Source organism: Streptomyces sp. NPDC055749, from assembly GCF_053617235.1.
Genome location: NZ_JBSHFH010000028.1, coordinates 39,402 through 64,262 on the forward strand (window position 1 = coordinate 39,402; position 24,861 = coordinate 64,262).

20 protein-coding genes and 3 pseudogenes are annotated in these 24,861 nt (G+C 70.5%); 13 read left to right on the forward strand and 10 right to left on the reverse strand.

Annotated elements, in window-relative coordinates; genetic code table 11:
- Positions 1–26: 26 nt before the first annotated feature.
- Positions 27–706, reverse strand: a pseudogene (locus ACWGO0_RS21475) (HtaA domain-containing protein); the annotation flags it as partial.
- Between the two features lie 2 nt (positions 707–708).
- Between ACWGO0_RS21475 and ACWGO0_RS21480 the strand changes: the two are divergent.
- The 5 genes and pseudogenes from ACWGO0_RS21480 to ACWGO0_RS21500 form a co-directional block, all read left to right on the forward strand.
- Positions 709–801, forward strand: a pseudogene (locus ACWGO0_RS21480) (hemin ABC transporter ATP-binding protein); the annotation flags it as partial.
- Positions 802–990: 189 nt separating this feature from the next.
- Complete coding sequence (gene efeO / locus ACWGO0_RS21485) at positions 991–2,127, forward strand: iron uptake system protein EfeO (RefSeq protein ID WP_453537153.1); 1,137 nt, start codon at positions 991–993, stop codon at positions 2,125–2,127.
- A 38-nt stretch (positions 2,128–2,165) separates the two neighbouring features.
- Positions 2,166–3,446, forward strand: a complete 1,281-nt coding sequence (gene efeB / locus ACWGO0_RS21490; protein ID WP_453537156.1) for an iron uptake transporter deferrochelatase/peroxidase subunit — start codon at positions 2,166–2,168, stop codon at positions 3,444–3,446.
- A gap of 22 nt (positions 3,447–3,468) precedes the next feature.
- The gene (gene efeU, locus ACWGO0_RS21495; RefSeq protein WP_453537159.1) at positions 3,469–4,437 is read left to right on the forward strand and encodes an iron uptake transporter permease EfeU; all 969 of its coding nucleotides are present in this window, start codon (positions 3,469–3,471) and stop codon (positions 4,435–4,437) included.
- Positions 4,325–5,308, forward strand: a complete 984-nt coding sequence (locus ACWGO0_RS21500) for a hypothetical protein (RefSeq protein ID WP_453537288.1) — start codon at positions 4,325–4,327, stop codon at positions 5,306–5,308. Before efeU ends, ACWGO0_RS21500 begins: the two co-directional genes overlap by 113 nt.
- A gap of 27 nt (positions 5,309–5,335) precedes the next feature.
- Here the strand turns inward: ACWGO0_RS21500 and ACWGO0_RS21505 are convergent, their stop codons facing one another.
- Positions 5,336–6,082 (reverse strand): bifunctional DNA primase/polymerase, encoded by a 747-nt coding sequence (locus tag ACWGO0_RS21505; protein ID WP_453537162.1) that lies wholly within the window; start codon positions 6,080–6,082, stop codon positions 5,336–5,338.
- A gap of 140 nt (positions 6,083–6,222) precedes the next feature.
- Positions 6,223–6,837 (reverse strand): TetR/AcrR family transcriptional regulator, encoded by a 615-nt coding sequence (locus tag ACWGO0_RS21510; RefSeq protein ID WP_453537165.1) that lies wholly within the window; start codon positions 6,835–6,837, stop codon positions 6,223–6,225.
- A gap of 114 nt (positions 6,838–6,951) precedes the next feature.
- On the opposite strand from ACWGO0_RS21510, the gene ddaH reads away from it, so the two are divergent.
- Positions 6,952–7,836, forward strand: coding sequence for a dimethylargininase (gene ddaH, locus ACWGO0_RS21515; protein WP_453537168.1), 885 nt, complete (start codon positions 6,952–6,954; stop codon positions 7,834–7,836).
- Here ddaH and ACWGO0_RS21520 read toward each other — a convergent pair.
- Positions 7,825–8,823 (reverse strand): small ribosomal subunit Rsm22 family protein, encoded by a 999-nt coding sequence (locus ACWGO0_RS21520; RefSeq protein WP_453537171.1) that lies wholly within the window; start codon positions 8,821–8,823, stop codon positions 7,825–7,827. The two genes, ddaH and ACWGO0_RS21520, sit on opposite strands and share 12 nt — an antisense overlap.
- Before the next feature lie 164 nt (positions 8,824–8,987).
- On the opposite strand from ACWGO0_RS21520, the gene ACWGO0_RS21525 reads away from it, so the two are divergent.
- Positions 8,988–10,298, forward strand: coding sequence for a hypothetical protein (locus tag ACWGO0_RS21525; RefSeq protein WP_453537174.1), 1,311 nt, complete (start codon positions 8,988–8,990; stop codon positions 10,296–10,298).
- A gap of 60 nt (positions 10,299–10,358) precedes the next feature.
- Here the strand turns inward: ACWGO0_RS21525 and ACWGO0_RS21530 are convergent, their stop codons facing one another.
- Positions 10,359–11,675: a multidrug effflux MFS transporter gene (locus ACWGO0_RS21530; protein WP_453537291.1), complete on the reverse strand. Its 1,317-nt coding sequence runs from the start codon at positions 11,673–11,675 to the stop codon at positions 10,359–10,361.
- A gap of 82 nt (positions 11,676–11,757) precedes the next feature.
- Here ACWGO0_RS21530 and ACWGO0_RS21535 point away from each other — a divergent pair, with 82 nt between their 5' ends.
- The gene (locus ACWGO0_RS21535; RefSeq protein WP_453537177.1) at positions 11,758–12,768 is read left to right on the forward strand and encodes a Gfo/Idh/MocA family protein; all 1,011 of its coding nucleotides are present in this window, start codon (positions 11,758–11,760) and stop codon (positions 12,766–12,768) included.
- Here ACWGO0_RS21535 and ACWGO0_RS21540 read toward each other — a convergent pair.
- Together ACWGO0_RS21540 and ACWGO0_RS21545 are read right to left on the reverse strand one after the other, a co-directional pair.
- Positions 12,755–13,171, reverse strand: a pseudogene (locus tag ACWGO0_RS21540) (alkaline phosphatase D family protein); the annotation flags it as partial. The gene ACWGO0_RS21535 and the pseudogene ACWGO0_RS21540 overlap by 14 nt on opposite strands.
- Positions 13,172–13,208: 37 nt before the next feature.
- Positions 13,209–14,423 (reverse strand): RNA-guided endonuclease InsQ/TnpB family protein, encoded by a 1,215-nt coding sequence (locus ACWGO0_RS21545; RefSeq protein WP_453537180.1) that lies wholly within the window; start codon positions 14,421–14,423, stop codon positions 13,209–13,211.
- Between the two features lie 176 nt (positions 14,424–14,599).
- Between ACWGO0_RS21545 and ACWGO0_RS21550 the strand changes: the two genes are divergently transcribed.
- Complete coding sequence (locus ACWGO0_RS21550; protein ID WP_453537183.1) at positions 14,600–15,355, forward strand: SDR family oxidoreductase; 756 nt, start codon at positions 14,600–14,602, stop codon at positions 15,353–15,355.
- A gap of 104 nt (positions 15,356–15,459) precedes the next feature.
- Positions 15,460–16,329: a PhzF family phenazine biosynthesis protein gene (locus ACWGO0_RS21555; protein WP_453537186.1), complete on the forward strand. Its 870-nt coding sequence runs from the start codon at positions 15,460–15,462 to the stop codon at positions 16,327–16,329.
- Between the two features lie 12 nt (positions 16,330–16,341).
- Here the strand turns inward: ACWGO0_RS21555 and ACWGO0_RS21560 are convergent, their stop codons facing one another.
- Positions 16,342–16,953, reverse strand: coding sequence for a TetR/AcrR family transcriptional regulator (locus ACWGO0_RS21560; RefSeq protein ID WP_453537189.1), 612 nt, complete (start codon positions 16,951–16,953; stop codon positions 16,342–16,344).
- A gap of 104 nt (positions 16,954–17,057) precedes the next feature.
- Here ACWGO0_RS21560 and ACWGO0_RS21565 point away from each other — a divergent pair, with 104 nt between their 5' ends.
- From ACWGO0_RS21565 to ACWGO0_RS21575, 3 genes are all read left to right on the forward strand, one after another.
- On the forward strand, positions 17,058–18,506 hold the full coding sequence (locus ACWGO0_RS21565; protein WP_453537192.1) for an MFS transporter: 1,449 nt from the start codon (positions 17,058–17,060) through the stop codon (positions 18,504–18,506).
- A 43-nt stretch (positions 18,507–18,549) separates the two neighbouring features.
- Entirely contained in the window at positions 18,550–19,131 is a 582-nt protein-coding gene (locus ACWGO0_RS21570; RefSeq protein WP_453537194.1) for a GNAT family N-acetyltransferase, read from the forward strand.
- Between the two features lie 62 nt (positions 19,132–19,193).
- The gene (locus ACWGO0_RS21575; RefSeq protein ID WP_453537197.1) at positions 19,194–20,096 is read left to right on the forward strand and encodes a glycosyltransferase family 2 protein; all 903 of its coding nucleotides are present in this window, start codon (positions 19,194–19,196) and stop codon (positions 20,094–20,096) included.
- A 4-nt stretch (positions 20,097–20,100) separates the two neighbouring features.
- Here the strand turns inward: ACWGO0_RS21575 and ACWGO0_RS21580 are convergent, their stop codons facing one another.
- Complete coding sequence (locus ACWGO0_RS21580) at positions 20,101–20,550, reverse strand: hypothetical protein (protein ID WP_453537200.1); 450 nt, start codon at positions 20,548–20,550, stop codon at positions 20,101–20,103.
- A gap of 1 nt (position 20,551) precedes the next feature.
- Complete coding sequence (locus tag ACWGO0_RS21585) at positions 20,552–24,535, reverse strand: golvesin C-terminal-like domain-containing protein (protein ID WP_453537203.1); 3,984 nt, start codon at positions 24,533–24,535, stop codon at positions 20,552–20,554.
- Positions 24,536–24,861 lie beyond the last annotated feature (326 nt).

Consider the following 24,861-nt stretch of genomic DNA (forward strand, 5'->3'; position numbering starts at 1 on the left):
GACGGGTCCTTGACGGATCAGACGGATCAGACGGTACGGCGGCGGCGCGCCGCGATCATCACGCCCGCACCGGCGGCCACGACGACGCCCGCGCCGGCGAACAGCGCACCGGCCGGGACGTCGGAGCCGGTGGAGGCGAGGGAGCCCGCGCCGCCGACCGTGGCGCCGGTGCCGCCGGTGACCGAACCGCCGGTGGTGGAGCCGGCGTCGGCCGAACCGCCGGTCGTGGAGCCGCCCGCGGACGAGCCGCCGGGCAGCTGCGCGTCCTTGTCGAGTGCCACGGCGACGGTCAGGCTGTCGAGCTTCTCGCCCTTCTCGTACATGCCGCCGAACGCCTTGGTGCCGTCGGCGGACAGGGTCGCGGGGACGCCGGAGAGGGTCACCACGCCGTCCTTGGCGGCCAGTTCACCTGTGGGCAGCTTCAGGTCGGCGACGGCAAGACCGGTGTAGGTGGAGACCTTCTTGGTCTCCCGGTCCTTGCTGGACACGTCGGCGATCAGCGTGCCCTTGGTCCCCTCACCTGGATCTCCAGGCCGGTCAGCGAGAGGTCGAGGGTGTAGTCGTCGCCCTCCTTGTGGCCGAGGAAGCGGACCTTGCCTGCGAACTCGGCGTCGAGCGTCCGGTTCGCGGCGTCGAAGTCGCCGGTGGCGTCCGGGAAGCGGTAGCCGTTGCCGGAGGCGGTGGCGCCCGCGCTCGTCTCGACCTTGCGAGCTGCTCGGCGAGGTCTACCGGCAGCCGGTGGATGTCTTCCCGCACCCGCGGACGGGGGTGCCTCTCGTCGTACCGACAAGGGTGTCTTGACCCTGTCTTGACCGGCCTCTGGGTCGCTGGTGGGTCGACTGTGACCAGGCCGTTTTCCTGCGCCGGGGGTGAGAGGTGAATCACCGTACGAGGGGGTACGGGTGAGGTAAGGCTCGGTTAAGTTAGGTCCGCCTCACCCGGCTTTGCCCGAGTGTTCTCCGTCCCCTTTACCTCTTCCGTGGAGCCCGCATGCGAGCCGTTCGTTTCTCCGTCGTCACCGCTGCCGCGACCGTGGCCGCACTGACCGCCGTCACCGGCTGCGCCGAGAAGAGCGACGGCAAGGGCGACGGCGCGGTCCAGGTCGTCGCGAAGGACGACTCCTGCGAGGTCTCGAAGACGAAGATCCCCGCCGGCCATGTCGAACTGGCCGTCGAGAACAAGGGATCGAAGGTCACCGAGGTCTACATCCTCTTCCCGGACGACCGCATCGTCACCGAGCGCGAGAACATCGGCCCCGGCACCAAGGCGAAGATCACCGCCGAGGTGAAGGCCGGTTCGTACGAGATCGCCTGCAAGCCCGGTATGAAGGGCGACGGCATCCGCCAGAAGGTCGAGGTCACCGGCGGTTCGGCGGTGAAGCGCAGCCCGGAGATGGACAAGGCCGTCGCCGAGTACCGCACCTACGTGCAGGCGCAGGCCGACGAGACGCTGCCCAAGGTCAAGGTCTTCACCGACGCCGTCGCCGCGGGTGACATCGAGGCCGCGAAGAAGGCGTACGCCGACTCCCGTATCGGCTGGGAGCGCACCGAGCCGGTCGCCGAGTCCTTCGGCGACATCGACCCGAAGGTCGACGTCCGCGCCGACGGCCTGGAGGAGGGCCAGGAGTGGACCGGCTGGCACCGCCTGGAGAAGGCCCTCTGGCAGGACAAGAAGCTGGGCGCCGAGGAGAAGGCCCTCGCCCCCGTCCTCTACAAGGACCTCATCGACTGGCAGAACCGCGTCGGCAAGGCGGAGATCACCCCGACCTCGATGGCCAACGGCGCCAAGGAACTCCTCGACGAGGTCGCCACCGGCAAGGTCACCGGTGAGGAGGAGCGCTACAGCCACACCGACCTCGTCGACTTCAAGGCGAACGTCGAGGGTGCGGAGAAGTCGTACGAGCTGCTGAAGCCGATCGCGGCGAAGAACGACGCGGCGCTGACCGCCTCCCTGGACAAGGAGTTCGCGGCGCTCGACACGCTGCTGGACAAGTACCGCGAGGACAAGAACTCCTACGAGTTCACCTCGTACGACAAGGTCGGCAAGGCGGAGCGCAAGGAGCTCTCGGACGCGGTCAACGCGCTCGCCGAGCCGCTGTCCAGGCTCGCCGCCGCGGTGACGAAGTAACCCAGGACGAAGTAACTCAGGGCGAGGAGGCTCCGGTCATGTCCGAGGACGCACAGAACACCGCCGCCGCACTCACGGAGACCGACGGCGCCGCGCCCCCTTCGCGCCGGGCCCTGCTCGGCTGGGGCGGGGCCGGGCTCGCGCTCGGTGCCGTGGCGGCGGGCGGAGCGGTCGCCGCGGTGCGCTCCGACGAGGGCACGGTGCCCGCCGCGGAGAGCGGTGCGGCCGTGCCGTTCCACGGTGCGCACCAGGCCGGGATCGCCACCGCCGTACAGGACCGGCTGCACTTCGCCGCGTTCGACGTGACGACGAAGGACCGGGCCGAGCTGGCCGCCCTGCTCCAGGAGTGGACCCGGGCGGCGGAGCGGATGACGGCCGGGCGCCCGGTGGGCGACGGTGCGTACGGAGGGCTCGCGGAGGCTCCGCCGGACGACACCGGCGAGGCGCTGGGCCTCAAGCCGTCCCGGCTGACCCTCACGATCGGCTTCGGGCCCTCGCTCTTCGCGAAGGGCCGGTTCGGGCTCGATGACCGGCGCCCCGAGGCGCTCGTCGAGCTGCCGAAGTTCCCCTTCGACAACCTCGACGCCTCCCGCAGCGGCGGCGACCTGTGCGTCCAGGCGTGCGCGGACGACCCGCAGGTCGCGGTGCACGCCATCCGTAACCTCGCCAGGATCGGCATGGGGCGTACGGCGATCCGCTGGTCGCAGCTCGGCTTCGGCAAGACGTCGTCGACGACGCCCGACGCGCAGACCCCCCGCAACATGATGGGTTTCAAGGACGGCACCCGGAACATCGCGGGCACCGACAGCGCGGCCCTGAAGAAGCACGTGTGGGTGGGCGGGAAGGACGACTCCGGCTGGATGACCGGGGGTTCGTACCTCGTCGCCCGGCGCATCCGGATGCACATCGAGACCTGGGACAGGACCGGACTCCAGGAGCAGGAGGACATCTTCGGCCGGGACAAGGGCGAGGGCGCCCCTGTCGGCAAGTCGAAGGAGCGCGACGAGCCGTTCCTGAAGGCGATGCTGCCGACGGCCCATGTGCGCCTCGCGCACCCGGACACCAATGACGGGGCGACGATCCTGCGCCGCGGCTACTCCTTCACCGACGGTACGGACGGGCTCGGCCGGCTCGACGCGGGCCTGTTCTTCCTGGCGTACCAGCGCGATGTCCGCAAGGGCTTCATTCCGGTGCAGCGCAGCCTGGCGGCGCACGACGCGCTGAACGAGTACATCCAGCACGTGGGTTCGGCCGTCTTCGCCGTCCCGCCGGGCGTCCGTGACAAGGACGACTGGTGGGGCCGGGCACTGTTCTCATGACCGACACCGTGGAAGGACCGGCATGTTCGGCAACTATCTGATCGGCCTGCGCGAGGGCCTGGAGGCCAGTCTCGTCGTCTGCATCCTGGTCGCGTATCTGGTCAGGACGGAACGCCGTGACGCGCTGCGCCCGGTATGGACGGGCATCGGGATCGCCTGTGCGATCTCGCTGGCCTTCGGCGCCGCGCTGGAGTTCGGCTCGCAGGAGATGACGTTCAAGGCCCAGGAGGCGCTGGGCGGTTCGCTGTCGATCATCGCGGTCGGCCTGGTGACGTGGATGGTCTTCTGGATGCGGCGCACCGCGCGGCACCTCAAGGCGGAACTGCACGGCAAGCTCGACGCGGCGCTCGCGATGGGCACCGGCGCGCTCGTGGCCACGGCGTTCCTGGCCGTGGGGCGTGAGGGCCTGGAGACCGCGCTGTTCGTGTGGGCGTCGGTGCGGGCGAGCGGCGAGGGTTCATCGGAGCCGCTGATCGGTGTGCTGCTGGGTATCGCCACCGCCGTCGTGCTGGGCTGGCTGTTCTACCGCGGGGCGCTGAGGATCAACCTGGCGAAGTTCTTCACCTGGACCGGCGGGATGCTGGTCGTGGTGGCGGCCGGCGTGCTGGCGTACGGCGTGCACGACCTCCAGGAGGCGGAGTTCCTGGGCGGTCTGCGGAACAAGGCGTTCGACGTCAGCGCCACGATCCCGCCCGACAGCTGGTACGGCACCCTGCTGAAGGGCGTGTTCAACTTCCAGCCCGACCCGACCGTCCTCCAGGTCACGGTGTGGGCGCTGTATCTGATCCCCACGCTCGCGCTGTTCCTCGCCCCGGTAGGGTTCGGACGGTCAGTGCGGGCGACGGATCAGAAGGCGCAGAAGGCAACGGATGACAAGGCTGGGGCGACTGGCGGCGGGGCTCGCGACGGCGACAGTGCTGAGCGTGACGGCGAGCGGCTGCGTGACGGTGCACGGCGAGCTGGAAGTCGTGCCGGGAGCGAAGAAGTCTGAGGCCGCGCAGGCCCTGGAGGACTTCACGACCGCTTACAACAAGGCGGACAAGGCGTACGATCCGGCGCTCGACGCGGACCGGGTGACCGGTTCGCTCGGTGCGATCAACCAGGCGGGTCTGAAGGCGCGGCAGAAGAACAGCCCGGACGGCAACGCGGCCCATCAGCCGCTGGAGCTGACCGATGCCTCGTACACCATCCCGAAGAAGGCCGGCTGGCCACGCTGGTTCGTCGCGGACACCGATTCCAACCGTGACCAGGACGCGGGGAAGCTCGACACCCGCTGGCTGCTCGTGTTCGTACGGACGGGTCCCGACGCGCTGTGGAAGGCCGCTTATCTGGCGGTCGTTCCCCCCGGCCAGGTCCCGGAGTTCCGGGTGGACGGTGACGGCTTCGCGGAGCCCGTGGCGCCCGCGAGCGGTGAACTGGCCGTCGAGCCCGAAGACTTGAGTGCCACGTACACCGGGTATCTGAAGGACGGCGAGCCGGATGTGTTCGCTCCGGGTGCGGCCACCTCGGCCTGGCGGACCACGCGCAAGAACACCCGCGTGGCCGGATTCTCGTACCAGTACGTCGACCAGCCCCTGGACACCGGAACGTTCGCGCCGCTCGGCCTCACGACGGAGGACGGCGGGGCGCTGGTCTTCTTCAGCAGCAAGCACTTCGAGCGGCAGACGGCGGCGCAGGGCCTGAAGCCGACGGTCAACTCGGACGTGCAGGCGCTGCTGACGGGCGAGGTGAAGAGCACCCTCACCAAGGAGCGGGTCTCCAGCCAGCTGGTGTACGTCCCCAAGCAGGGCGCCGCGGACCAGGCCGGCAAGGTGATCGTGCTGAACCGCCTGCCCGGCCTGACGGCCGCGCAGGGTTCGTAGCCCGCCGGACACGCCCTGGGGCGTGTCCTAGCGGCTCAGCGGCCAGGCCACCGAATCGTGGTCGAGATCGCTCTGCTCGGCGGAGTCCGCGTACTGCGCGCAGGCGTCGGTGAGCGTTTCGAGCAGGGTCAGCGGATCGGGCAGCGGGTGCTCGGGGCCGCGGAGCCAGCGCACGTCCAGCTCACCGGGGAGCCGTGCGGGTGGCAGGAGGACGTAGCTGCCGCGGCAGTGCCAGCGCAGCCCCGGGTGCTCGTCCATGGTCTCGGGGTGGCAGTCCAGCTCACAGGGCCACCACTCGTCCTCGTCCTCGGGGGTGCCGCGGGTGGCGGTGAAGAAGAGCATCCGGTCCTCGCCGGACTGGGCGACGGGGCCGACGTCGATGTCTGCGGCAAGGAGCCGTTCCAGGGCTCCGGCGCCGGCGGTCAGCGGGACGTCCAGGACGTCGTGGATCATGCCGGTCGCGGTGATGAAGTTGGCCAGCGGCTGGCCTGCGGCCCAGCGCTCGATCTGCGCGCGGTCGGTGGTCGACTGCGTCTGCCAGGCGAACGAGACGGGGTGGCGCGCGGGGGTGGGGCATCCGATGCGTTCGCACGAACATCGGTATCCGTTGGGATGCGCGGCGGGCGAGATCGGCATGCCCGCATCGGCGACAGCCAGCAGCAGCTCCAGGCGGGCCGTGTCATCGGCCTCGGCCCGCTGCGGTTTGGGTCGTCGCCGCAGCCACTGGGAAATCCTGTTCTCTGTGCCGCGATAACGGCCGGAATCGGCGCCCATCTATCCCCTCACCTCAGCGTTGCCTGTCCATGGTCCCACCATCCTGCGCCTCGGGTGGCCAGAGTTCTCAAGCGGGTACGGGGGCAGATGCACCGAGGTGAGCACCATCACACCTCATGTCATGACATTCCGGGTATCGCTCAGCGCTCCGCGGAGAGGCCCCGGAGGGCGTAGTCGACCACCGAGTCGGCGTACTCGTGCGTCAGCGGGAGGGTCCGGAGCAGCCAGCGGTGGGTCAGAGGGGCGATCAGCAGCTCCAGGGCGATCCGGGGGTCGATGTCGGCCCGCAGCTCTCCGGTCTCCTGGGCCGCACGCAGCCGTGTGACATAGAACTGGAGCTGCGGGTCGAGCAGTTTCCCGGTGAATTCGGCGCCGAGCTTCGGATCGACGATCCCTTCGGCGGTGAGCGCGCGGGTCGGCGCCTCGATCGCCGGGTCGTTGAGCTCGTCGACGGTGGCCCGCAGGACGAGCTTGAGGTCGGCCGCCAGATCTCCGGTGTCCGGAAGCCCGTGCACCTCTCCTGCGACCTCCGCCGCCCGCTCCCCGAGCTCGGTGAACGCCTCGAGCAGTACGGCCGCCTTCGACGGCCACCAGCGGTAGATCGTCTGTTTGCCGACCCCGGCGCGGGCGGCGATCCCCTCGATCGTCGTCTTCGCGTAGCCGACCTCCACCACCAGGGCGAGAGCGGCGTCGTAGATGGCGCGGCGCGAGCGGTCGCTGCGGCGGCTGGAGTCGGGGACCTTGGCGGGTGACATGTACGCCAATCTACCTCCCTGCGAGCCGATACGTATCGTCTTGTAGGCCCTGCTTGTAGGTCCGATACGAACCACCCGATCGGTCCACTGCGGATCGGCCCGGCACGGCGCACCATGAGCTCACGCACTGATCGTGCGTCCCACCGTTCCGCAGCCGAGGCTGCCGTTCGAGAGGAGCCCGCATTGACTCGTGACGCCACCCCTCGTCGCTATCTGATGTGCGCCCCCACCCACTTCAAGGTCACGTACTCCATCAACCCGTGGATGGACCCGTCGAAACCCGTCGACCTGGCGCTGGCCAGGACCCAGTGGGAGGACCTGCGCGACCGGTACCGCGCGCTCGGGCACACCGTCGAGCTGCTCACCCCCCGGCCGGATCTGCCGGACATGGTCTTCGCCGCCAACGGGGCGACCGTGATCGACGGGCGCGTACTGGGCGCCCTGTTCGCCTACCGGGAGCGGTACGAGGAGGCGGAGGCCCACCGGGACTGGTTCCGGGGAGCGGGCTTCACCGAGATCCGCGAGCCGGATCACGTCAACGAGGGCGAGGGGGACTTCGCGGTCACCTCCTCGTACATCCTGGCGGGCCGCGGATTCCGCTCCAGTCCGCTCTCGCACGACGAGGCGCAGGAGTTCTTCGGGCGGCCGGTCATCGGTCTCGATCTGGTGGATCCGCGCTACTACCACCTGGACACGGCCCTGTGCGTGCTCGACGAGGCGGCCGACGAGATCATGTACTACCCCGGCGCCTTCTCGCCGGGCAGCAGGTCCGTGCTGGCCCGGCTCTTCCCCGACGCGCTGACCGCCCGGGAGCCGGACGCGGCGGCGCTCGGCCTCAACGCGGTCAGCGACGGGCTCCACGTGCTGCTGCCGCAGGCCGCCACGGGGCTCTTCGAGCCGCTGCGGGACCGCGGTTTCGATCCGGTGCCGATGGACCTGGGCGAGCTGCTCAAGGGCGGCGGCAGCGTGAAGTGCTGCACCCAGGAGCTACGCCTGTGAGGCGTCGGGCGGCCAGGCGTCACCCCACGCGGTGTCCCTGGCCGCCCGGTACAGCTCGCCGTGGCGCTTGGTGACCGTGGAGCGCTGGAGGGCCTCGTCGCGGGTGCAGAGTTCCAGCAGCACCTGGCCCTTGCGGATCTGCGGCCTGCGGATGACGCGGGCGGCGGCCGGGTCCACGGGGAAGCGGGTCGCCACGACGTAGCTGAACTTCTCGTCCTCGTGGCTGAGCGAGCCGCCCTTCACCTGCCGGTGCAGCGAGGAGCGGCTGACCCGGGCGGAGAAGTGGCACCAGTCGGTGCCCGGCTCGATGGGGCACGCGTCGTCGTGCGGGCAGGGCGCGGCGACGCTCAGCCCGGCGGCGATCAGCCGGGTACGGGCCTCGATGACGCGCTCGTACCCGTCGGGGGTGCCTGCCTCGACGATCACGACTGCCTGCGCGGCGCCCGCCGCGGCGTCCACGAGCTCGGCCCTGGCCTTCGGGGTGAGTTCCTTGAGTACGTACGAGACGGTCACCAGGTCCACCGGCGCGAGTTCGAGCGCGGCGCCGATCCTGGCCTGCTGCCACGTGGCGTCGCGCAGGCCGGGGAGGCCCGAGGAGGCGGCCAGTTCGCGGCCCAGGGCGAGCGCGGGCTCGGCCCAGTCCAGGACCGTCGTCGCCGGCCCCTGCCAGGCTCCGGCGACCGCCCAGCTCGCCGCGCCCGTACCGCCCCCGACGTCGGTGTGCGTGGCGGGGACCCAGTCAGGGGCGGCCTCGCGCAGCGCGGCGATCGCGGACCGTACCGCCTCGAAGGTCGCGGGCATCCGGTACGCGGCGTACGCGACGACGTCGGAGCGGTCGCGCAGAATCGGGGCGTCCGTCGGAGTGGTCCCGCGGTAGCTGGCGATCAGCCGGTCGACGGCCTGCGTGGCCTGCTTGGGCGGCAGTCCGTCGAGCAGCGCGGCCAGGGCCGCGCGCAGCGCTTCCGCTGTGGAGGTGGAGGGGTTCACCGCCGAATTGTAGGCGCAGGCAACCTGTGGGCCGCAGTCCGTTCGCCGGGACGGAACCGGGACGCAACGGCTACGGAACAACGACCGAACCGAACTGCTTTTCCCCTGCGGCCTGTTGCTACGCTGACCGCCGCGAGGATCGGGGATTGCTCATCGGGGGGACCATGAGACAGAGGATCGTGCGCCTGGCTCTGGCCGGGGGGGTGCTGGTCCTGGGCCTGCTGCTCCTGCTGGCGACCTGCGGGGGTGACGGGAGCGGCGACAGGAGCGGCAAGAAGCCGAAGAAGCCGGTGAAGAAGAGCGCGGGCCCCACGACGCAGCTCACCGTCCCGCCGGAGTACACGACGGCGCGGGGCTGGGAGATCATCGGGGCCGCACCCGAGTACGCGGTCTCGCGCCCGACCGGCCGGCTGGCGTTCCTGGTGACGGCCTCCGGGAACCGCTACCGGCTGCGGACCATCGACGCCGAAACGGGAAAGCTGGCGTGGAGCGGCACGGCCTGGCGCCCGCCGGACCCGCTGCCCTTCCCGAAGCTGCTCTCCGTGGCCACGGAGGACCGGCAGTACTTCGTGACCTGGGCGTACGGGAAGGTCGGCGACGGGCTCTCCGCCACCGACACCTTCGTCTCCCTCGACGTGTACGACGCGGCCGACGGCACCCGCCGCCGCGTGGAGGTGCCGTGGAGCGGTGCACCCAAGGTCACGGCCACCGGGCCGGACATCCTGATCAGTGACGGGCGTGCGAACAGCGCGGTGATCGACCCGGCCACCGGCCAGGTGTCCCGGATCGCCGCCACCGCGCTGAAGTATCCGAAGGGCTGCCCGTCCTGCAAGCAGCTCACGGAGGTGCGCGGCCAGACCCCGCAGGGGCTGCTGGTGAGCGGGGCGCGGGAGTTCTGGGTGCGGGGCGGCTGGTTCAGCCGGAACGTGGCGCCCAAGGGCGCCGACCGGCGGAGCGGGGTGCCGACCTCGGTGGCGCCGGGGTGGATTCTGGCGCAGTGGCAGCTGGCCAAGGGCGCGAAGCGGGCGGCGAGCCACGAGCTGTGGGCGGTCCACGAGGCGGCGACGGGGAAGCCGGTCGTCTCGGTGGAGTGCCACAAGCCGGCGATCGAGCCGGGGCGGTATCCGCAGGCGGTCGTCTCGCCGTCGGACGGCTATCTGGTCGCCGGGAACCTCGCCTTCGACCTGGGCGCGGCCAAGGGGTTCTGCCTGGAGGACGAGGACGGCTCGACCTCGGTGACGCTCGCCTCGGTGACGGACCGGGGCGTGGCCTACGGCGCGATGAACGTGCGCGACGCGTCGGACGCCCTGGAAGGGGGCGGCGCACCGGTCGAGATGGAATTCACGACGGGGGCGACCTCGCCGCTGTCACCGAATGTGCGGCTGCCCGGGATGGAGACGGCGGGGGTCGGCCTGTTCCGCTGGACGGACCGCAGGGACCGGCTCCACCTGATCGGCTACCCGCGCAACGGTTGAGAGGGAGGGCGGGGCGGGGCGTTCGCGCCGCCCCGCCCCGTACGCTCCGGGCCGCCTGCGTCAGAGTCCGCCCGCCGTGCGGGCCCGCTGCTGCCACGGCCTGCACAGCGTCAGGAAGCACACCACCGCCCCCAGCGCGCACACCACCTGCACCACGGCCATGGGCACGGCCGTCCGCTCCCCCGCGATACCGACGAGCGGCGAGGCGATCGCCCCGATCAGGAACGACGACGTGCCGAGCAGTGCCGAGGCCGAACCGGCGGCGTGCTTCGTACGCATCAGGGCCTGGGCGTTGGTGTTGGGCATCGCGAGACCCATCGCCGACATCAGGACGAAGAGTCCGGCGGCCACCGGCACCAGGCCGACCTCGCCGAAGACCCCGGACGTCATCAGCAGGAGCGCGATCGCCGCCAGCGAGATGACGCCGAGTCCGAACCCGAGTGCCTTGTCCAGGCTGACCCGGCCAACCAGCACCTTGCCGTTGATCTGGCCGACGGCGATCAGGCCGATCGAGTTGATGCCGAAGAGCAGGCTGAAGGTCTGCGGCGAGGCACCGTAGATCTCCTGGACCACGAACGGGGACGCGCTCACATAGGCGAAGAGCGCGGCGAAGGCGAGGCTGCCGGCGATCATGTAGCCGGTGAACACCCGGTCGGCGAGCAGGCCGCGCATGGTGCGCAGGGCCTCGCCGACACCGCCGGTGTGGCGCGCCTCCGGCGGCAGCGTCTCGTGCAGCCACTTCCACACGACCAGCGTCAGCGCGATGCCGACGCCGGTGAGCACGACGAAGATGCCGCGCCAGTCGGTGAACCGGAGCACCTGGCCGCCGATCACCGGGGCGATGATCGGCGCGACTCCGGAGATCAGCATCAGGGTGGAGAAGAACCTGGCCATCTCCACGCCGTCGTAGAGGTCACGCACCACGGCACGCGAGATCACGATGCCGGCCGCGCCCGCCAGCCCCTGGAGGAGGCGGAAGCCGATGAGGAGTTCGGCGGTGGGCGCGAAGGCGCAGATCGCGGTGGCGATCACGTAGACGATCATGCCGAGGAGCAGCGGTCTGCGCCGGCCCCACCGGTCGCTCATCGGTCCGACGACGAGCTGTCCGAGCGCCATGCCCGCCAGACAGGCGGTCAGCGTGAGCTGGACGGTTGATGCGGGGGCGTGCAGGACGTCGGTGACCTCCGGCAGCGCCGGGAGGTACATGTCCATGGAGAGGGGCGGCAGTGCGGTCAGTCCGCCGAGGACCAGGGTGACCAGCAGTCCGGTCCGCCGGGCGGCGGGGGTGGACCTGTTCGGGGCGGTGCCGGGTCCGGCGCCGGCCCCTGTCGTGGGTATGTGCTCTTTCTGGGCCCGGCTTCCGCCGCTGTCCGGCATTCTCATCTCCGCATCGTTGAATCCGCATCTATGCTCTCAGCTCAACCGCGATGATCGGAACCGTTTACTTATGGGGGCGGACATGAGCAGAACTGTGCGATGGGGCGTGCTGGCGACGGGCGGTATAGCCGCGCGGTTCACCGAGGACCTCCTCGGGATGCCGGACGCCGAGGTGGTGGCGGTGGCATCCCGTACGGACGCCTCCGCGAAGGCGTTCGCCGAACGGTTCGGGATCGGGCGGGCGTACGGGAGCTGGGCGGAGCTCGTCGCCGACGACGAGGTCGACGTGGTGTACGTGGCCACTCCGCACTCCGCGCACCGGGAGGCGGCCGGGCTCGCTCTCGAAGCCGGAAAGCACGTGCTGTGCGAGAAGGCGTTCACGCTCAACACCCCGCAGGCCGAGGAGCTCGTCGCCCTGGCCCGGGAGCGCGGGCTCTTCCTGATGGAAGCGATGTGGACGTACTGCAATCCCGTCATCCGGCGCATGACGGAGCTCGTGCGGGACGGTGCCGTCGGCGAGATCCGCACCGTGCAGGCCGACTTCGGCTTCGCGGGCGGCTTCGGCGCCGAGCACCGGCTGCGCGATCCCGCGCTGGGCGGCGGCGCGCTGCTGGACCTCGGGGTCTACCCGGTCTCGTTCGCGCATCTGCTGCTGGGTGAGCCGGACCGGGTGCAGGCCGACGCGCTGCTCTCCCCCGAGGGCGTCGACCTGAACACCGGGATGCTGCTGGGCTGGTCCGGTGCGGGCGCCACCGCGCTGCTCGCCTGCTCGGTCGTCGGGGACCATCCGACGACGGCTTCGGTCATCGGGACGGCCGGGCGTATCGACTTCCCGCACGGCTTCTTCTACCCGGAGCGCTTCGTGCTGCACCGGCCGGGCCGGGAACCCGAGGTGTTCGACTCGGGTCCTGGCCCCCAGGGCCTTTCGGGACTGCAGTACGAGGCCGCCGAGGTGATGCGCGCGGTACGGGCGGGCGAGACGGAGTCCCCGCTCGTACCGCTGGACGGCTCGCTGGCCGTGATGCGGACGCTCGACGCGGTACGTGAGCGCATCGGCGTCCGCTACCAGGCCGACGCTGTCACGCGGGGTTGAGTCCCGGGTTGCCCGCCTCGGTCACGAACGTCGCGGCCGTCGTCACCGGTGCGCCGGGGGTGGTGACGGCCGACACCGTACGGAAGTCGGCGCGCGCCTCCTTCGTACCGAGCGTGACGAGGGCGTAGCCGCGGCGGCCGTTGTAGAACTTCATGTGCGGGTTGGCCGTCGTCAGGTTGGTCCAGTTCGCCGGCCGGTCCGCGCCGTCCTTGCCGCTGGCGATGGACGTGGCGACGATCTCCGTGCCGATGGTCCGGGAGGACGGATCGTCGAAGTCCTTCTTCAGGTCGAGGCCGTAGCCGACGTGCACATCGCCGGTCAGCACCATCAGGTTGTCGACCCCCGCGGCCTCCGCGCCGTTCAGGAGCCGCTGGCGGGAGGCCGGGGAGCCGTCCCACGAGTCCGTGACTCCTCCCCCTCGTAATCGAGGGGGCTTCTCGCTATGCCGGTTGGGCGTCGCGACGGACCAGCCCGGCCCGTAGAACGTTCAGGGCGCCCACCGTGTCCGCGTGCGCCTGGTGGTCGCACGAGATGCAGTGGAACTTCTCCTGGGTGGGCCGGTTCTCCGCTGCGACGTGCCCGCATGCGGGGCAGGTCCGGGAGGTGTTGCGGGGGTCCACGGCGATCACATTGCGTCCGGCGCTTTCAGCCTTGGCGTGCAGGATCGTCAGGAACACCCCCCATCCGGCATCCGAGATCGAGTGGTTGAGTCCAGCCTTCGCGGCGGCCCCGTTGGGCAGGAAGCTGCCCGGCCGGTCGGGGTCGGCCTTCGGCGTGGGGGTCTTGACCATGTTGCGGATCTTGAGGTCTTCGTGCGCGATGAAGTCGTGCTCCCGCACGAGGTCAAGAGCGGTCTTGTGCGCGTGGTCGAGCCGCTGACGGCGGACCTTGCGGTGAAGGTCGGCGACCTTCTGAACGGCCCGCCGGTGGTTGGCAGTGCGCTTGTCACGGCGCGCACGCGGGAACCGGGACAACGTCTGCTGTGCGGCTTCGAGCTTCGCGGCAGACTTCCGCCCGTGGCGGGGGTTCTCGACGAACGCACCGTTGGAGTCGGCGAGGAAGTTGGCTAGACCCATGTCGATGCCGGCCACGCTGCCGGTAGGGGGCAACGGTTCCGGCGCAGTCTGCTCGGCGGTCAGGATCACGTACCAGCGCTTGCCCTCGCGCTTGACGGACACGGTCTTGACCTTGCCGACCACTGGCCGGTGCTGGTTGACCTTGACGTGCCCAACACTCTGGAAGCGGACGCGGGTGACCGGGTCGTGCGGGGTGGAGTCCCAGAGGCAGCCGTCGCCATCCTTGGGGAAGTCCACCGTGTCGAACCAGTTGACGCCCCGGAAGCGCGGGTAGCCCGGTGTGCCTCCGGACTTGATTCGCCGGAAGAACGCAGCGAACGCCTTGTCGAGCCGGCGCAAGGTCGCCTGCTGCGAGGAGAAAGACCAGCGGCCCTGACACGCCGGGTCGAACGCCCGGATGCCCTTGAGCTGAGCGGACTGCTGCCCGTACCTGATACTCGTCTTCGAGGTGTGCCGGTAGGCGTCGCGCCGTTCCTGCAACGCTCCGTTGTAGAGCGAGCAGTGATCGCGCAGCATCTCGCCCAGCGCGACCTGCTGACCCACGGTGGGCCGCATGATGAACTTGTACGCACGGATCATCCAGCCCACCTCCTCAAGGTCCGGCTCGACCGGCCATGTCGAAGATATGCCAGCCACATATACGCACCCCAGGGTTGCCGCTGCCCGTCACCCGAATGTGTGGCGCAGAACCGATACGCCAGGCATGCCACCACCGCGTGCCGGACGCCGTCACACCTCACGTACGCTGCCGGGCCATGAACGCTGAGCAGAGAATCGCTGTCGTAACGGGTGCCGGGTCGGGAATCGGAAAGGCCGTGGCACTGACCCTCGCGGGTGCGGGCTGGGCCGTGGTGCAGGCCGGGCGGCGGCTGGAGGCGCTGGAGGCGACCGCCCGCGAGTCGGGGTCCGGCGACACCTTGTGCGTACGCGCCGATGTGACCGATCCCGGCGATGTGGACGCGCTCTTCGCCGCCGTGCGCGAGCGGTTCGGCCGGCTGGACCTGCTCTTCAACAACGCGGGTACGTTCGGCCCCGGCTCGGTCCCGGTCGAGGACCTCGCGTACGAGGACTGGCGCGCCGTGGTGGACGTGAACCTGACGGGCGCGTTCCTGTGCGCGCAGGCGGCGTACCGGCAGATGAAGGAGCAGGACCCGCAGGGCGGCCGGATCATCAACAACGGTTCGATCTCCGCGCACGCGCCGCGCCCGAACTCGATCGCGTACACGGCGACGAAGCACGCCATGACGGGTCTGACGAAGTCGCTGTCCCTGGACGGGCGTCCGTACCGGATCGCCTGCGGGCAGATCGACATCGGCAACGCGGCCACGGAGATGACGGAGCGGATGCAGACCGGGATCCTCCAGGCCAACGGGGAGCTGGCGGTGGAGCCGGTGATGGCCGCGGCGGACGTGGCGCGGACGGTGCTGCACATGGCGGAGCTGCCGCTGGAGGCGAACGTGCAGTTCGCGACGGTCCTGGCGACGAACATGCCGTACGTGGGCAGGGGCTGAGCGGCGCCCGGGCGTCAGGGTGCGGTCCGCCCCCGCTGGCCGCACCCCGCAACCGATCCCCGAGCCCGGGAATGCGCGTGGCCGCAGGGCGGTTGACCTGCGACATGACCCAGCTCTCCGGCACTCCCGGCTCCTCGATCCCCGGCATTCTTCGTTACACCGCCTTCTCGGCCGACCCGGAAGGCGGCAACCCCGCTGGTGTCGTCCTGGACGCGTCCGGACTGGACGACACGGCGATGCTCGCCGTGGCCGCCGAACTCGGCTACAGCGAGTCGGCGTTCCTCACCGGGCAGGCCGGCCGGGAGTACACGATCCGCTACTTCAGCCCGAAGGCCGAGGTGCCGTTCTGCGGTCACGCGACCGTCGCGACGGCCATCGCGCTCGCCGAACGCGACGGCCCCGGCGACCTGGTGTTCTCGACCCGGGCGGGTACGGTCCCGGTGACCGTGTCCCGCGTGGGCGACGAGCTGCGGGCCACGCTCACCAGCGTCGAGCCGCGGGTCGAGGAGATCTCGCCGGACGATCTGACGGAAGCCCTGGCTGCGCTCGACTGGCCGGCCGCCGAGCTGGACCCGGCCTTCCCGCCCCGTGTCTCCTTCGCGGGCGCCCGCCACCTGGTGCTGGCCGCCGCGACCCGTGAGCGGCTCGCGGACCTGGCGTACGACTTCGCGCGCCTCGAAGCGCTCATGCACCGGCTCGACCTGACGACGGTCCAGCTCGTGTGGCGCGAGAGCCCGGCCGTCTTCCACGTGCGCGACCCGTTCCCGGTCGGCGGGGTCGTCGAGGACCCGGCGACGGGTGCGGCCGCTGCGGCCTTCGGCGCGTACGCGCGCGCACTGGGGCTCGTCCCGGAGGCCGCGGTCCTCACCCTGCACCAGGGCCACGACATGGGCCGCCCCGGCACCCTCACCGTGGAACTGCGCCCCGACGACACGCGCGTCCGGGTGACGGGCACGGGCACACGGATCGGCTGACCTCTCCCCCTTTCAGCTCACGTACACACCCGCCCTCGCCGCCGCCGCGGCGGCTTCGGCCGCCCGGTCGGCGGCGCTTTCGTCGAGGGCGCCCCCGCCGGCAAGCAGCCGGTAGTAGAGCGGCGCCGAGACGGCCCGGATGACCTCGCAGGCGTCCGTACCCGCGGGCAGTTCGCCGCGTTCGACCGCGGCTTCGACGCAGCCGGCCCACTCCTTGACGCGTACGTCGTAGAAGCGGTGCAGTGCGTCGGCCGTGCGGGGATCGCAGGTCGCCGCCGCGATCACCGACTTGAAGAGGGCGCCCTGACGGGGGTCGGTGAGCGTCCGGACGACCAGGCGGGCGTTGGCCGCGAGGTCCTTGTCCAGCGATCCCGAGTCGGTACGCGGCACGGACTGTTCGGCCATGTCCGCCAGCAGGTCGGCGACGAGTCCCGCCGGGGTGGACCAGCGCCGGTAGACGGTCGTCTTGCCGACCTCCGCGCGCCGCGCGACCTCGGCGAGGTCGAGCCCGCCGAAGCCGTGTTCGGCCAGGGTGTCGCCCGCCGCCCGCAGGACCGCGTCCCGCACCCGGGCCGTACGCCCGCCGGGCCTGACCATGCCCGGCTCCACACCCTCAGCATCCATAACGGGTCTCCAGTTCCATTAGCGCGCCCATTCCTGCTACGGTAACTCCCATCTTAACGGAACCGAAGAACCATTAAGACGTCCCGTCCCAGGAAAGGGCACCCATGTCCACCTCCAGCACGGCACCGCTCGCACCCCCGGCCCCGCAAGCGGCCGACCCCCGCATGACGGGACGGCAGAAGCTCGTCCTGACCCTCCTACTCGGCGCCCAGTTCATGATCGCCGTGGACTTCTCGATCCTGAACGTCGCACTGCCGGTCGTCGGCGAAGGGCTCGGCTTCTCCCTCTCCCACCTCCAGTGGATCGCCACGTCCTTCGCGCTCGCCGCAGCCGGGTTCACTCTCCTCTTCGGCCGCGTCGCCGATCTCATCGGCCGCAAGCGCCTCTTCATCGGCGGCATGGTCGTCCTCGGTCTCTCCTCCGCACTCGGCGGCCTCGCCACCACACCCGAAGTCCTGCTCACCGCACGGGTGTTGCAGGGTCTCGCCACCGCGGCCGTCACCCCGGCCGGACTCGCGCTGCTCACCACCGCCTTCAAGGAGGGCCGGCTGCGTGAACGCGCCCTCGGGCTCAACGGCGCACTGATGTCCGCCGGCTTCACCGCCGGAGCGATCCTCGGCGGACTGCTGACCGATCTGCTCTCCTGGCGCTGGGCCTTCTTCATCAACGTGCCGGTCGCCGCGCTCGTCGTCGCCCTCGCCCCGTCCGTGATCACCGACTCCCGGCCCGCCGTGCGCCCGAAGCTCGACGTGCCGGGCGCCGCGACCGTCACCGGCGGTCTGCTGCTCCTCGTGTACGGGCTGACGCAGGCGGGCGAGTCCGGCTGGACCACGCCCACCACCCTGGCCGCCCTGCTCGCCGGAGCCGCACTCCTCGTCGCGTTCTGGTTCGTCGAGAAGCGGGCGGCGGCGCCCCTCGTCCCCGTACACATCCTGAAGCGCCGCAGCGTCATCTGGGGCAACGCAACCGGTCTGATCGCCTTCGTCACCGAGACCTCACTGGTCTTCCTCCTCACCCTCTACCTCCAGGAAGTCCTCGGCTACTCGCCGCTCGCCACCGGCCTCGCCTTCGGCGTCCTGGGCCTCGGAACAGTGATCGGCGGCACCCTCGGCGGCCGTGCGGTCGGCCGCTTCGGCAGCCGGCGCACCATCGCCTTCGGCGGCATCGTGCAGGCCGCCGCCACCCTCTCCCTGGTGGCGCTCGGCACCTCGGGCGGCTGGATCCAGCTCGTGCTGGCCGCCACGTTCATCGGCGGCATCGGCAACATGCTGATGATCGTCGGCTTCATGGTCACCGCCACATCGGGCCTCCCCGACGAGGAGCAGGGCCTCGCCACCGGACTGGCGACCATGACGCAGCAGGTCGGCATCACCATGGGCATCCCGGTCATGAGCGCCGTCGCCACCGCCCGCATGGGCGGGGCCACGGGACCCGACGCGGTGCTGTCCGGCGTCTCGCTCGCCGTCCTGGTGAACTCCGCCCTCGTCCTGGCCGGCGCCCTGGCCGCGTGGGCCTTCCTCGGGCGGCGCGAGGAGCTGAACCACGCCGGGTGAGTCGGGTCCGGGGCGCAGGACACAAGCGCGGCAGGATACGGACATGGTTCAGCCGCTGACCGTACCGAGCATGACCGCGGGCCCCGACTTCGTACTGCGCCCCTGGGAGCTGAGCGACCTCACGCTGGTGCGGGAGGCCGCGGCGGACGACTACATCCCGCTGATCACCACGATTCCGGCCCCGTACTCCGACGAGGCCGCCGAAGCCTTCGTCCGCAGGCAGTGGGACCGGGCAGCCACCGGCGCCGGATACCCCTTCGTGATCGCCCGCACACGCGACCGGCGGCCGGTCGGCTCGATCGGCCTGTGGCTGCGGGACCTGGCCGAGGGCCGCGCCACCCTCGGGTACTGGCTGACGGCCCAGGACCGCGGGCAGGGAGTGGCCGGGGCAGCCCTGCGCACGGTCACCACCTGGGCGCTGCACGACCTGCTCATCCCCCGGGTCCAGCTCCTCGTCGAACCGTGGAACACCGCGTCGGTGCGGACCGCGGAGCAGGCCGGATTCCGGCGCGAGGGCCTCCTGCGGAGCTGGCAGCCCATCGGCGACCGCCGCCGGGACATACTCATGTACGCCGCACTGAACGACGAACGCCCTTCCGATGACCGGGGGGCCACGAACAGATGAACCCGGAGACGTTACGATCACGCGCACCGCAGACCGCAAGCCGAACCCAGGAGTGCCGACCCTTGCCAGAACCCCGCATCGGCGTATCGATCGTGACCATGGGAGACCGCCCGCAGCAGGTCGAGGCGCTCCTGGCGTCCGTGGCCATGCAGGACGTCCGGCCCACCCGGCTCGTCGTCGTGGGCAACGGCTCACCACTGCCGGACTTCAGCGGCTTCCCCGGCCTGTCCGGTCTGGCGGGCGGTGTGACCACGATCGAGCTCGACGAGAACCTGGGCTGCCCCGGCGGGCGCAACGTGGCCCTGAGCCGGCTGGCGGAGCTCGGTGACGTGGACGTGGTCATCGAGCTGGACGACGACGGGCTCCTGGTCGACAGCGGGGTGTTCCGCAAGGTCCAGGAGCTGTACGCCGCCGATCCCCGGCTCGGCATCGTCGGATTCCGCATCGCGGACGAGCATGGCGAGACCCAGCGCCGCCATGTGCCCCGCCTGCGCGCAACCGACCCGATGCGGCGCGGCCCGGTCACCGCTTTCCTCGGCGGCGGCCACGCCCTCTCCATGAAGATGCTGGCGCAGACCGGCACGTGGCCCGCGGAGTTCTTCTTCACCCACGAGGAGACGGATCTGTCCTGGCGGGCACTCGACGCGGGGTGGAAGATCCTCTACGAGCCGGATCTGCTCCTCCAGCACCCGAAGACCTCACCGGCCCGGCACGCGGTCTACTACCGGATGACGGCCCGCAACCGTGTCTGGCTGGCCCGCCGCAATCTGCCCCTGGCACTGGTCCCCGCCTACCTGGGCACCTGGACGCTCCTCACCGTGGCCAGGACCCGCTCCCCGAAGGGTCTGCGGGCCTGGGCCGGCGGCTTCGCCGAGGGGGTACGGACCCCGTGCGGCCCGCGCAGCCCAATGAGCTGGCGCACGGTGTGGCGGATGACGATGCTGGGCCGCCCGCCGGTCATCTGATCGCTCAGGAGGTTCCGGGGTGGGCGGTTACCTCCGGGCAGCTGCCCATAACCTCACTCGTCCGGACGGTCGTCGAGGGGCCCAGCGGGACCGGCAGGGTGAAGACCCGGCAGCCGGCGGGTGCGCCCCCGTCGAAGCGTGCGACGACTTCGATCCGGTCCGGTCCGCGTCGTACGGTCCAGTGCCTGGGCGCGGTCTCCCCGATTTCGAGGTCCGTCAACTCGCCGTCCCTGGCGGCCTCTTCGAGTCCGGTCGCGGTCCTGTCGATCTGCTGCCGGACGTTCTTGCGCTCGTCGGCCTCGATCTCCTCCCGATGGCCCGGGAGTGCGAACTCGAAGACGTAGATCACCAGGCCCGCCGCCGCGAGCAGGCCGACGAGCAGGAGCAGGGCGGCGCTCCCGAACAGCTGAGCTGTCCGGGAGCGCCGCTTGTCGCTGTCGGTGCCAGGGGTCATGTCACGACCCTTGATACCCGATCTGGCCGAGCCGCGTCTGCATCACGCCCGCGTAGCCGGTGGTCCCTTCCGACTTGGGGTGGAAGGACTCGCGGCTGAGGCAGTCCCCGCCCAGCCACGACCAGGTGCAGAAGGGGCTGGCCTCGTCGTCCTTGTGGAAGTCGCCGTCGCCGTTGGGGCCGATGACGATCTTGTTGATCCACTCCGGGTCGTCGCAGCCCGCGTGCCCGATGAAGGCGCTGACCGGGTTGGCGTAGTCGATCTTCACGCCGCCCGACTTCAGGTCGTTGACGAGCGTCTCCTGCTTGCCGTTGGCGTAGTTGACGAGCTCGGCGAGCGCGTCCGCCTCCGTGCCGTCGATGTACCAGGAGCCCGTGCACTTCACGGTCCGGCTGAGCAGTTCCGGATACCCCATCAGGACGATCTGCGCGTTCGGAGCCTTGTACTTGATGTCCGTGAGCGTGGTCCGGAGATCCGGGATCATGGTGTCGACCTTGCCCTTGTACTTGGGCATGAAGTTCTCGTCGTTCGCGCAGTTACCCAGGTCCGAGCACTCGGTCATGGCGCCTGCGAAGCCGCCGCCGTCGTTGCCGCCGAGTGTGAGCATCACGAGGGTGGTGTCGGAGGTGAGCACCCCGGACCGTGCCTGCGCCTGCTCGTGGAACTGGCCTTCCTTGTACGACTGCCAGTTGTTGCCCCACGACGTGTCCCACACGTTGTGGGTCATGGCGCCCGAACAGGCCACGAAGCCCAGTTCGGCACTGTCGCTCCAGCCGTCGGAGAGGCTGCCCAGCGAACTGGACGTGCCCGGCAGGGTGACCTTGCGGCCCCAGGCGTTGTTGCTGCGGCGGCAGGCGTTCCAGCGCTCGGTGCCGTGGTCGTTGTCGCTCTCCGGCAGGTAGCTTCCGGCGCCCTCGCCCGAGGTGTACGAGTCTCCGAGTACGGCCACGATGTGCTTGGGCTTGCCCGGCAGGGGCTGGAAGGCGACCGCGTCGAAGGCCACGTCGTCATCGCCGACGCCGTCGTCGGTCTGGGTGGTGAGCCGGACCCGGGGCACACCGCTCATCTTGTAGACGCCGAGCGAGACCCAGTTGTTGGCGAACCGCTTCTGGTTGATGTAGCGCGTCTTGGTGAACGAGCCGCTGCCGGTGTCGATCTCGTACTTGGCCTGCTGGGTGTGTGCGCCGTGGTCGGGCAGATGGACGAGCACCCGCTGCCAGTCCGTGCGCGAGGCGCCCAGGCTCCAGGTGCCGTCGAACTCCAGCTTGGAGTCGGCCGATGTGCGGCTGTGGCCGAAGTAGAAGTGGCCGTTGAACCCGGCGCCCAGCTGGTGGAGGTCCACCTTGGAGGTGTGGTTGCCGCTGCTGTCGGAGGAGAAATTGAAGGTGAAGCTGCCGGTCGTGGCCACACGGGCACCACAGTCGGCGGGTCTCGCCGAGGCGTGGGTGGTGTTGTCCACGACGAGCGCGTTGGAGGGCAGGGCGTTGCCCGAAGCCGTCGCGGAGCGGCTGCAGTTGGGCTTGTACGGGTTGCCGTCGGCCTGCTCCGCGTACGTCGAGTCGAACCGTACGAGCTCGTTGCCGCAGCTGTAACTGCAGTCCGACTTCCAGGTGACGTCGGAGGTCCACCAGCACTTGAAGTCCAGCTTGCCCGCGGAGTCCGTGTGGGTGCACGGACCGCTGGCGTCGTTGCCGTTGCTGTTGTTGATCTTGCTGGGGTCGCACCAGTTGGCCGCGGTGCAGAAGGTGTCCTCGGGCGCCTTGACCCGGGTGCGGTTCATCGGCCCGGTGGTTGCGTCACCGTTCCACCACGCCGCCCGGAAGCCGGCGACCAGTGTGCCCGGGGACTCCAGCAGCTCCGGCGGGTGGCCGGCGAAGCCGAGGACCTTCTCGGTGTACGGCCAGTCCTGCGGGTGGGCGGCGTCGGCGTAGCTGAGGTCCATGAAGGACGGCCGGTCGGCCACGTAGTCCGGGTTGGCCGGGTTGTTCAGCCAGCCCACGCCCCAGGGCTCGCAGCAGCCGACGTTGGCGTGGAAGCCGGAGTTGTACGCCCAGATGGCGAAGTACCAGTTCTCCAGCTTGGACCAGTCGCCGTTGTTGACCTGCATTCCGGCGGCGGCGACCTCGTTCCACTTGTCGCTGAGCTTCTGCACCCCGACCGCCACGTTCACGGTGTAGTCCAGGGCGATGGCCCGCTGGGTGTTGTACGCGTAGGCCGTCTCACCGGGCTTGGTGCGTCCGGCGAGCCGCATGCCGTCGGTGATCTGGGTGACGCCGTAACCGCAGTCCGCGTCGGCCCAGTTGATGTCCCAGTCGTCGGCCTCGTTGTCGTTGTAGATCTCACGGCCGTAGAAGTTCCCGATCAGCGGATTGCCGGTGACACCGGGCACCGCGACGCGGGAGGTCTGCCACATGTTGGACTCCTGCGCGGTGATGCCGAGCATCACCTGCGCGGGAACGTGCCCGCCGCCGGTCAGCGTGCGCTTGGGGAAGAGCGTCTGCGGCTGGTACGCGGGCATGCCGAGGTTCTTCCAGCCCGCGGGGCGGCTGATGTGGTTGTTCAGGGTGCCCATGATGGCCTGGTCGACCGCCCATTCCACCTGCCGGGGCTTGGGCTGCATGGCCTGGTTGCTGGGGTCGTTGCGCGGGACCGAGCAGTAGCGCTCGTCCTCCACCGGATCGGTGGGGGAACCGGACGCGGCAGCCGACAGCCTGCTGGGGGCCGGGGCGCCGATGGCGGGTGACAGGGTCCGGCTCTGCGCCTCGAACTTCGCGGGCCTGGCGCCCGGTTCGACGGTGAACGCGGCCTTCTTGCCCGTCGTGCGTACGGTGAGGCCCACCGCGACCGCCCGGTTGCCGGACCGGTCGGGCTCCACCGCGCGGGCGTCCTTGCCGTCCGCCCATACGGTGCCCGCGACCACGGCCGCACCACGGGTGGAGACCCGCGCGTCCTTGGGCGTGCCCGTCAGCCGCTCCACCGTCGCGGGGAGGTCGGCCGAGACGGAGTCGGCGGCGCCGGTGATGAAGCTGTGGCCCTGCGCGCCCCGCACGAGACCGAGGCGGCCCCAGGCGCCAGAAGCGAGGGTCTTCGCCTTCTTCTCGCCCGCGGCGACCCGGGAGACCTTCGCCCTGCCGTCCTTGCCGCGGTCCATGAAGACGACGGAGCCGTCTGCGTCCTGGGTGAGCCGCAGCGGAATCCGGCCCGTCGGCGCCAGCGTGGACCGTGCGCCCTTGTCCGTGATCCGTACGACGCGTGCGGCGTCGGCGGCGGCGAATCCGCCCTCCTTGAGCGGGATCGCGGAGGTGACCTGTCCCGCGAGCGCGACGGGCCTGCCCAGCTTGCCGGTCGCGGTGTCCAGCCGGATCAGCCGGGTCTGCTTCTTGTCCTCGACGCCGCCCTGGGTGAGCGCGGCGCTCTCGCCGCTGCCGCAGCCCGGGTTGTAGTACGCGAGGGAGGTCTGGACCGGGAGCTTGCGCACCGCGCCGGTGGTGAGGTCGACGACGGCGGAGAACCCGCCGCGGGTGAAGAGTTCGCCCTTGTTGGTGAAGGTCCGCGGACCGTACACGACGACGGCCCGCTTGCCGGAGCCGGTCACACAGGCGTTGCCGATCCACATGTCGGTGTCGAATCCGGGCTCGCTGAGCGAGGCCGCGGTGCGCCAGGCGTAGCCCGACCTGGCGTCGGCGACCAGGAGGTGGAAGCCCTCCGAGTCACTGGTGGTGGTCCACGCCCGGTCGCCCGAGGTCTTCCAGTCCTTGCCGATGACCTCGGCGCGGTCCCGCTCCGGGATCGCCGAGGGGTCGTCGGCGGGCGTCGCCGCCGGACCGGGCCGGGCCGCGCCGATCGATTTCCGGCCGTCCGGGTCCCGGGCGTCCTGCGCGGAAGCGGGCTGAGCCAGTCCGAGAAGGGATGCGCACAGAGCGAGCGCCGTGCCAGTGACCAGGGCGGCGGGTCTGCGCCGTCCTGGTCGCTCGGTCGATGACATGGGGAGACTCCTGTCGGGTCGGCGGACAGTACGGCGTACCACTTGATGGGGGCATGTCACTCACGGCTCGGAGTCGACCCACCCCGGAAGAACCCGGCTCCAGGGCCTGCCGGGTGTCGCACCGGCCAAGCCTGGGAGTGACCCCTCTCGGTGCACTCTCGCCCTCGTCTTCCGAGGTGCGGGGCCCGTCGGCCCCATCCGTCACCCCGCCACCAATGGATGCTTGGTTTTGTTCACAACAGGGCCATTGCGAGCACCTATTGACATGGGGCTTACATTCCGGCGAGAGTCATTGCCGCCAGTGATGCCGGTCACATGACAAGGAG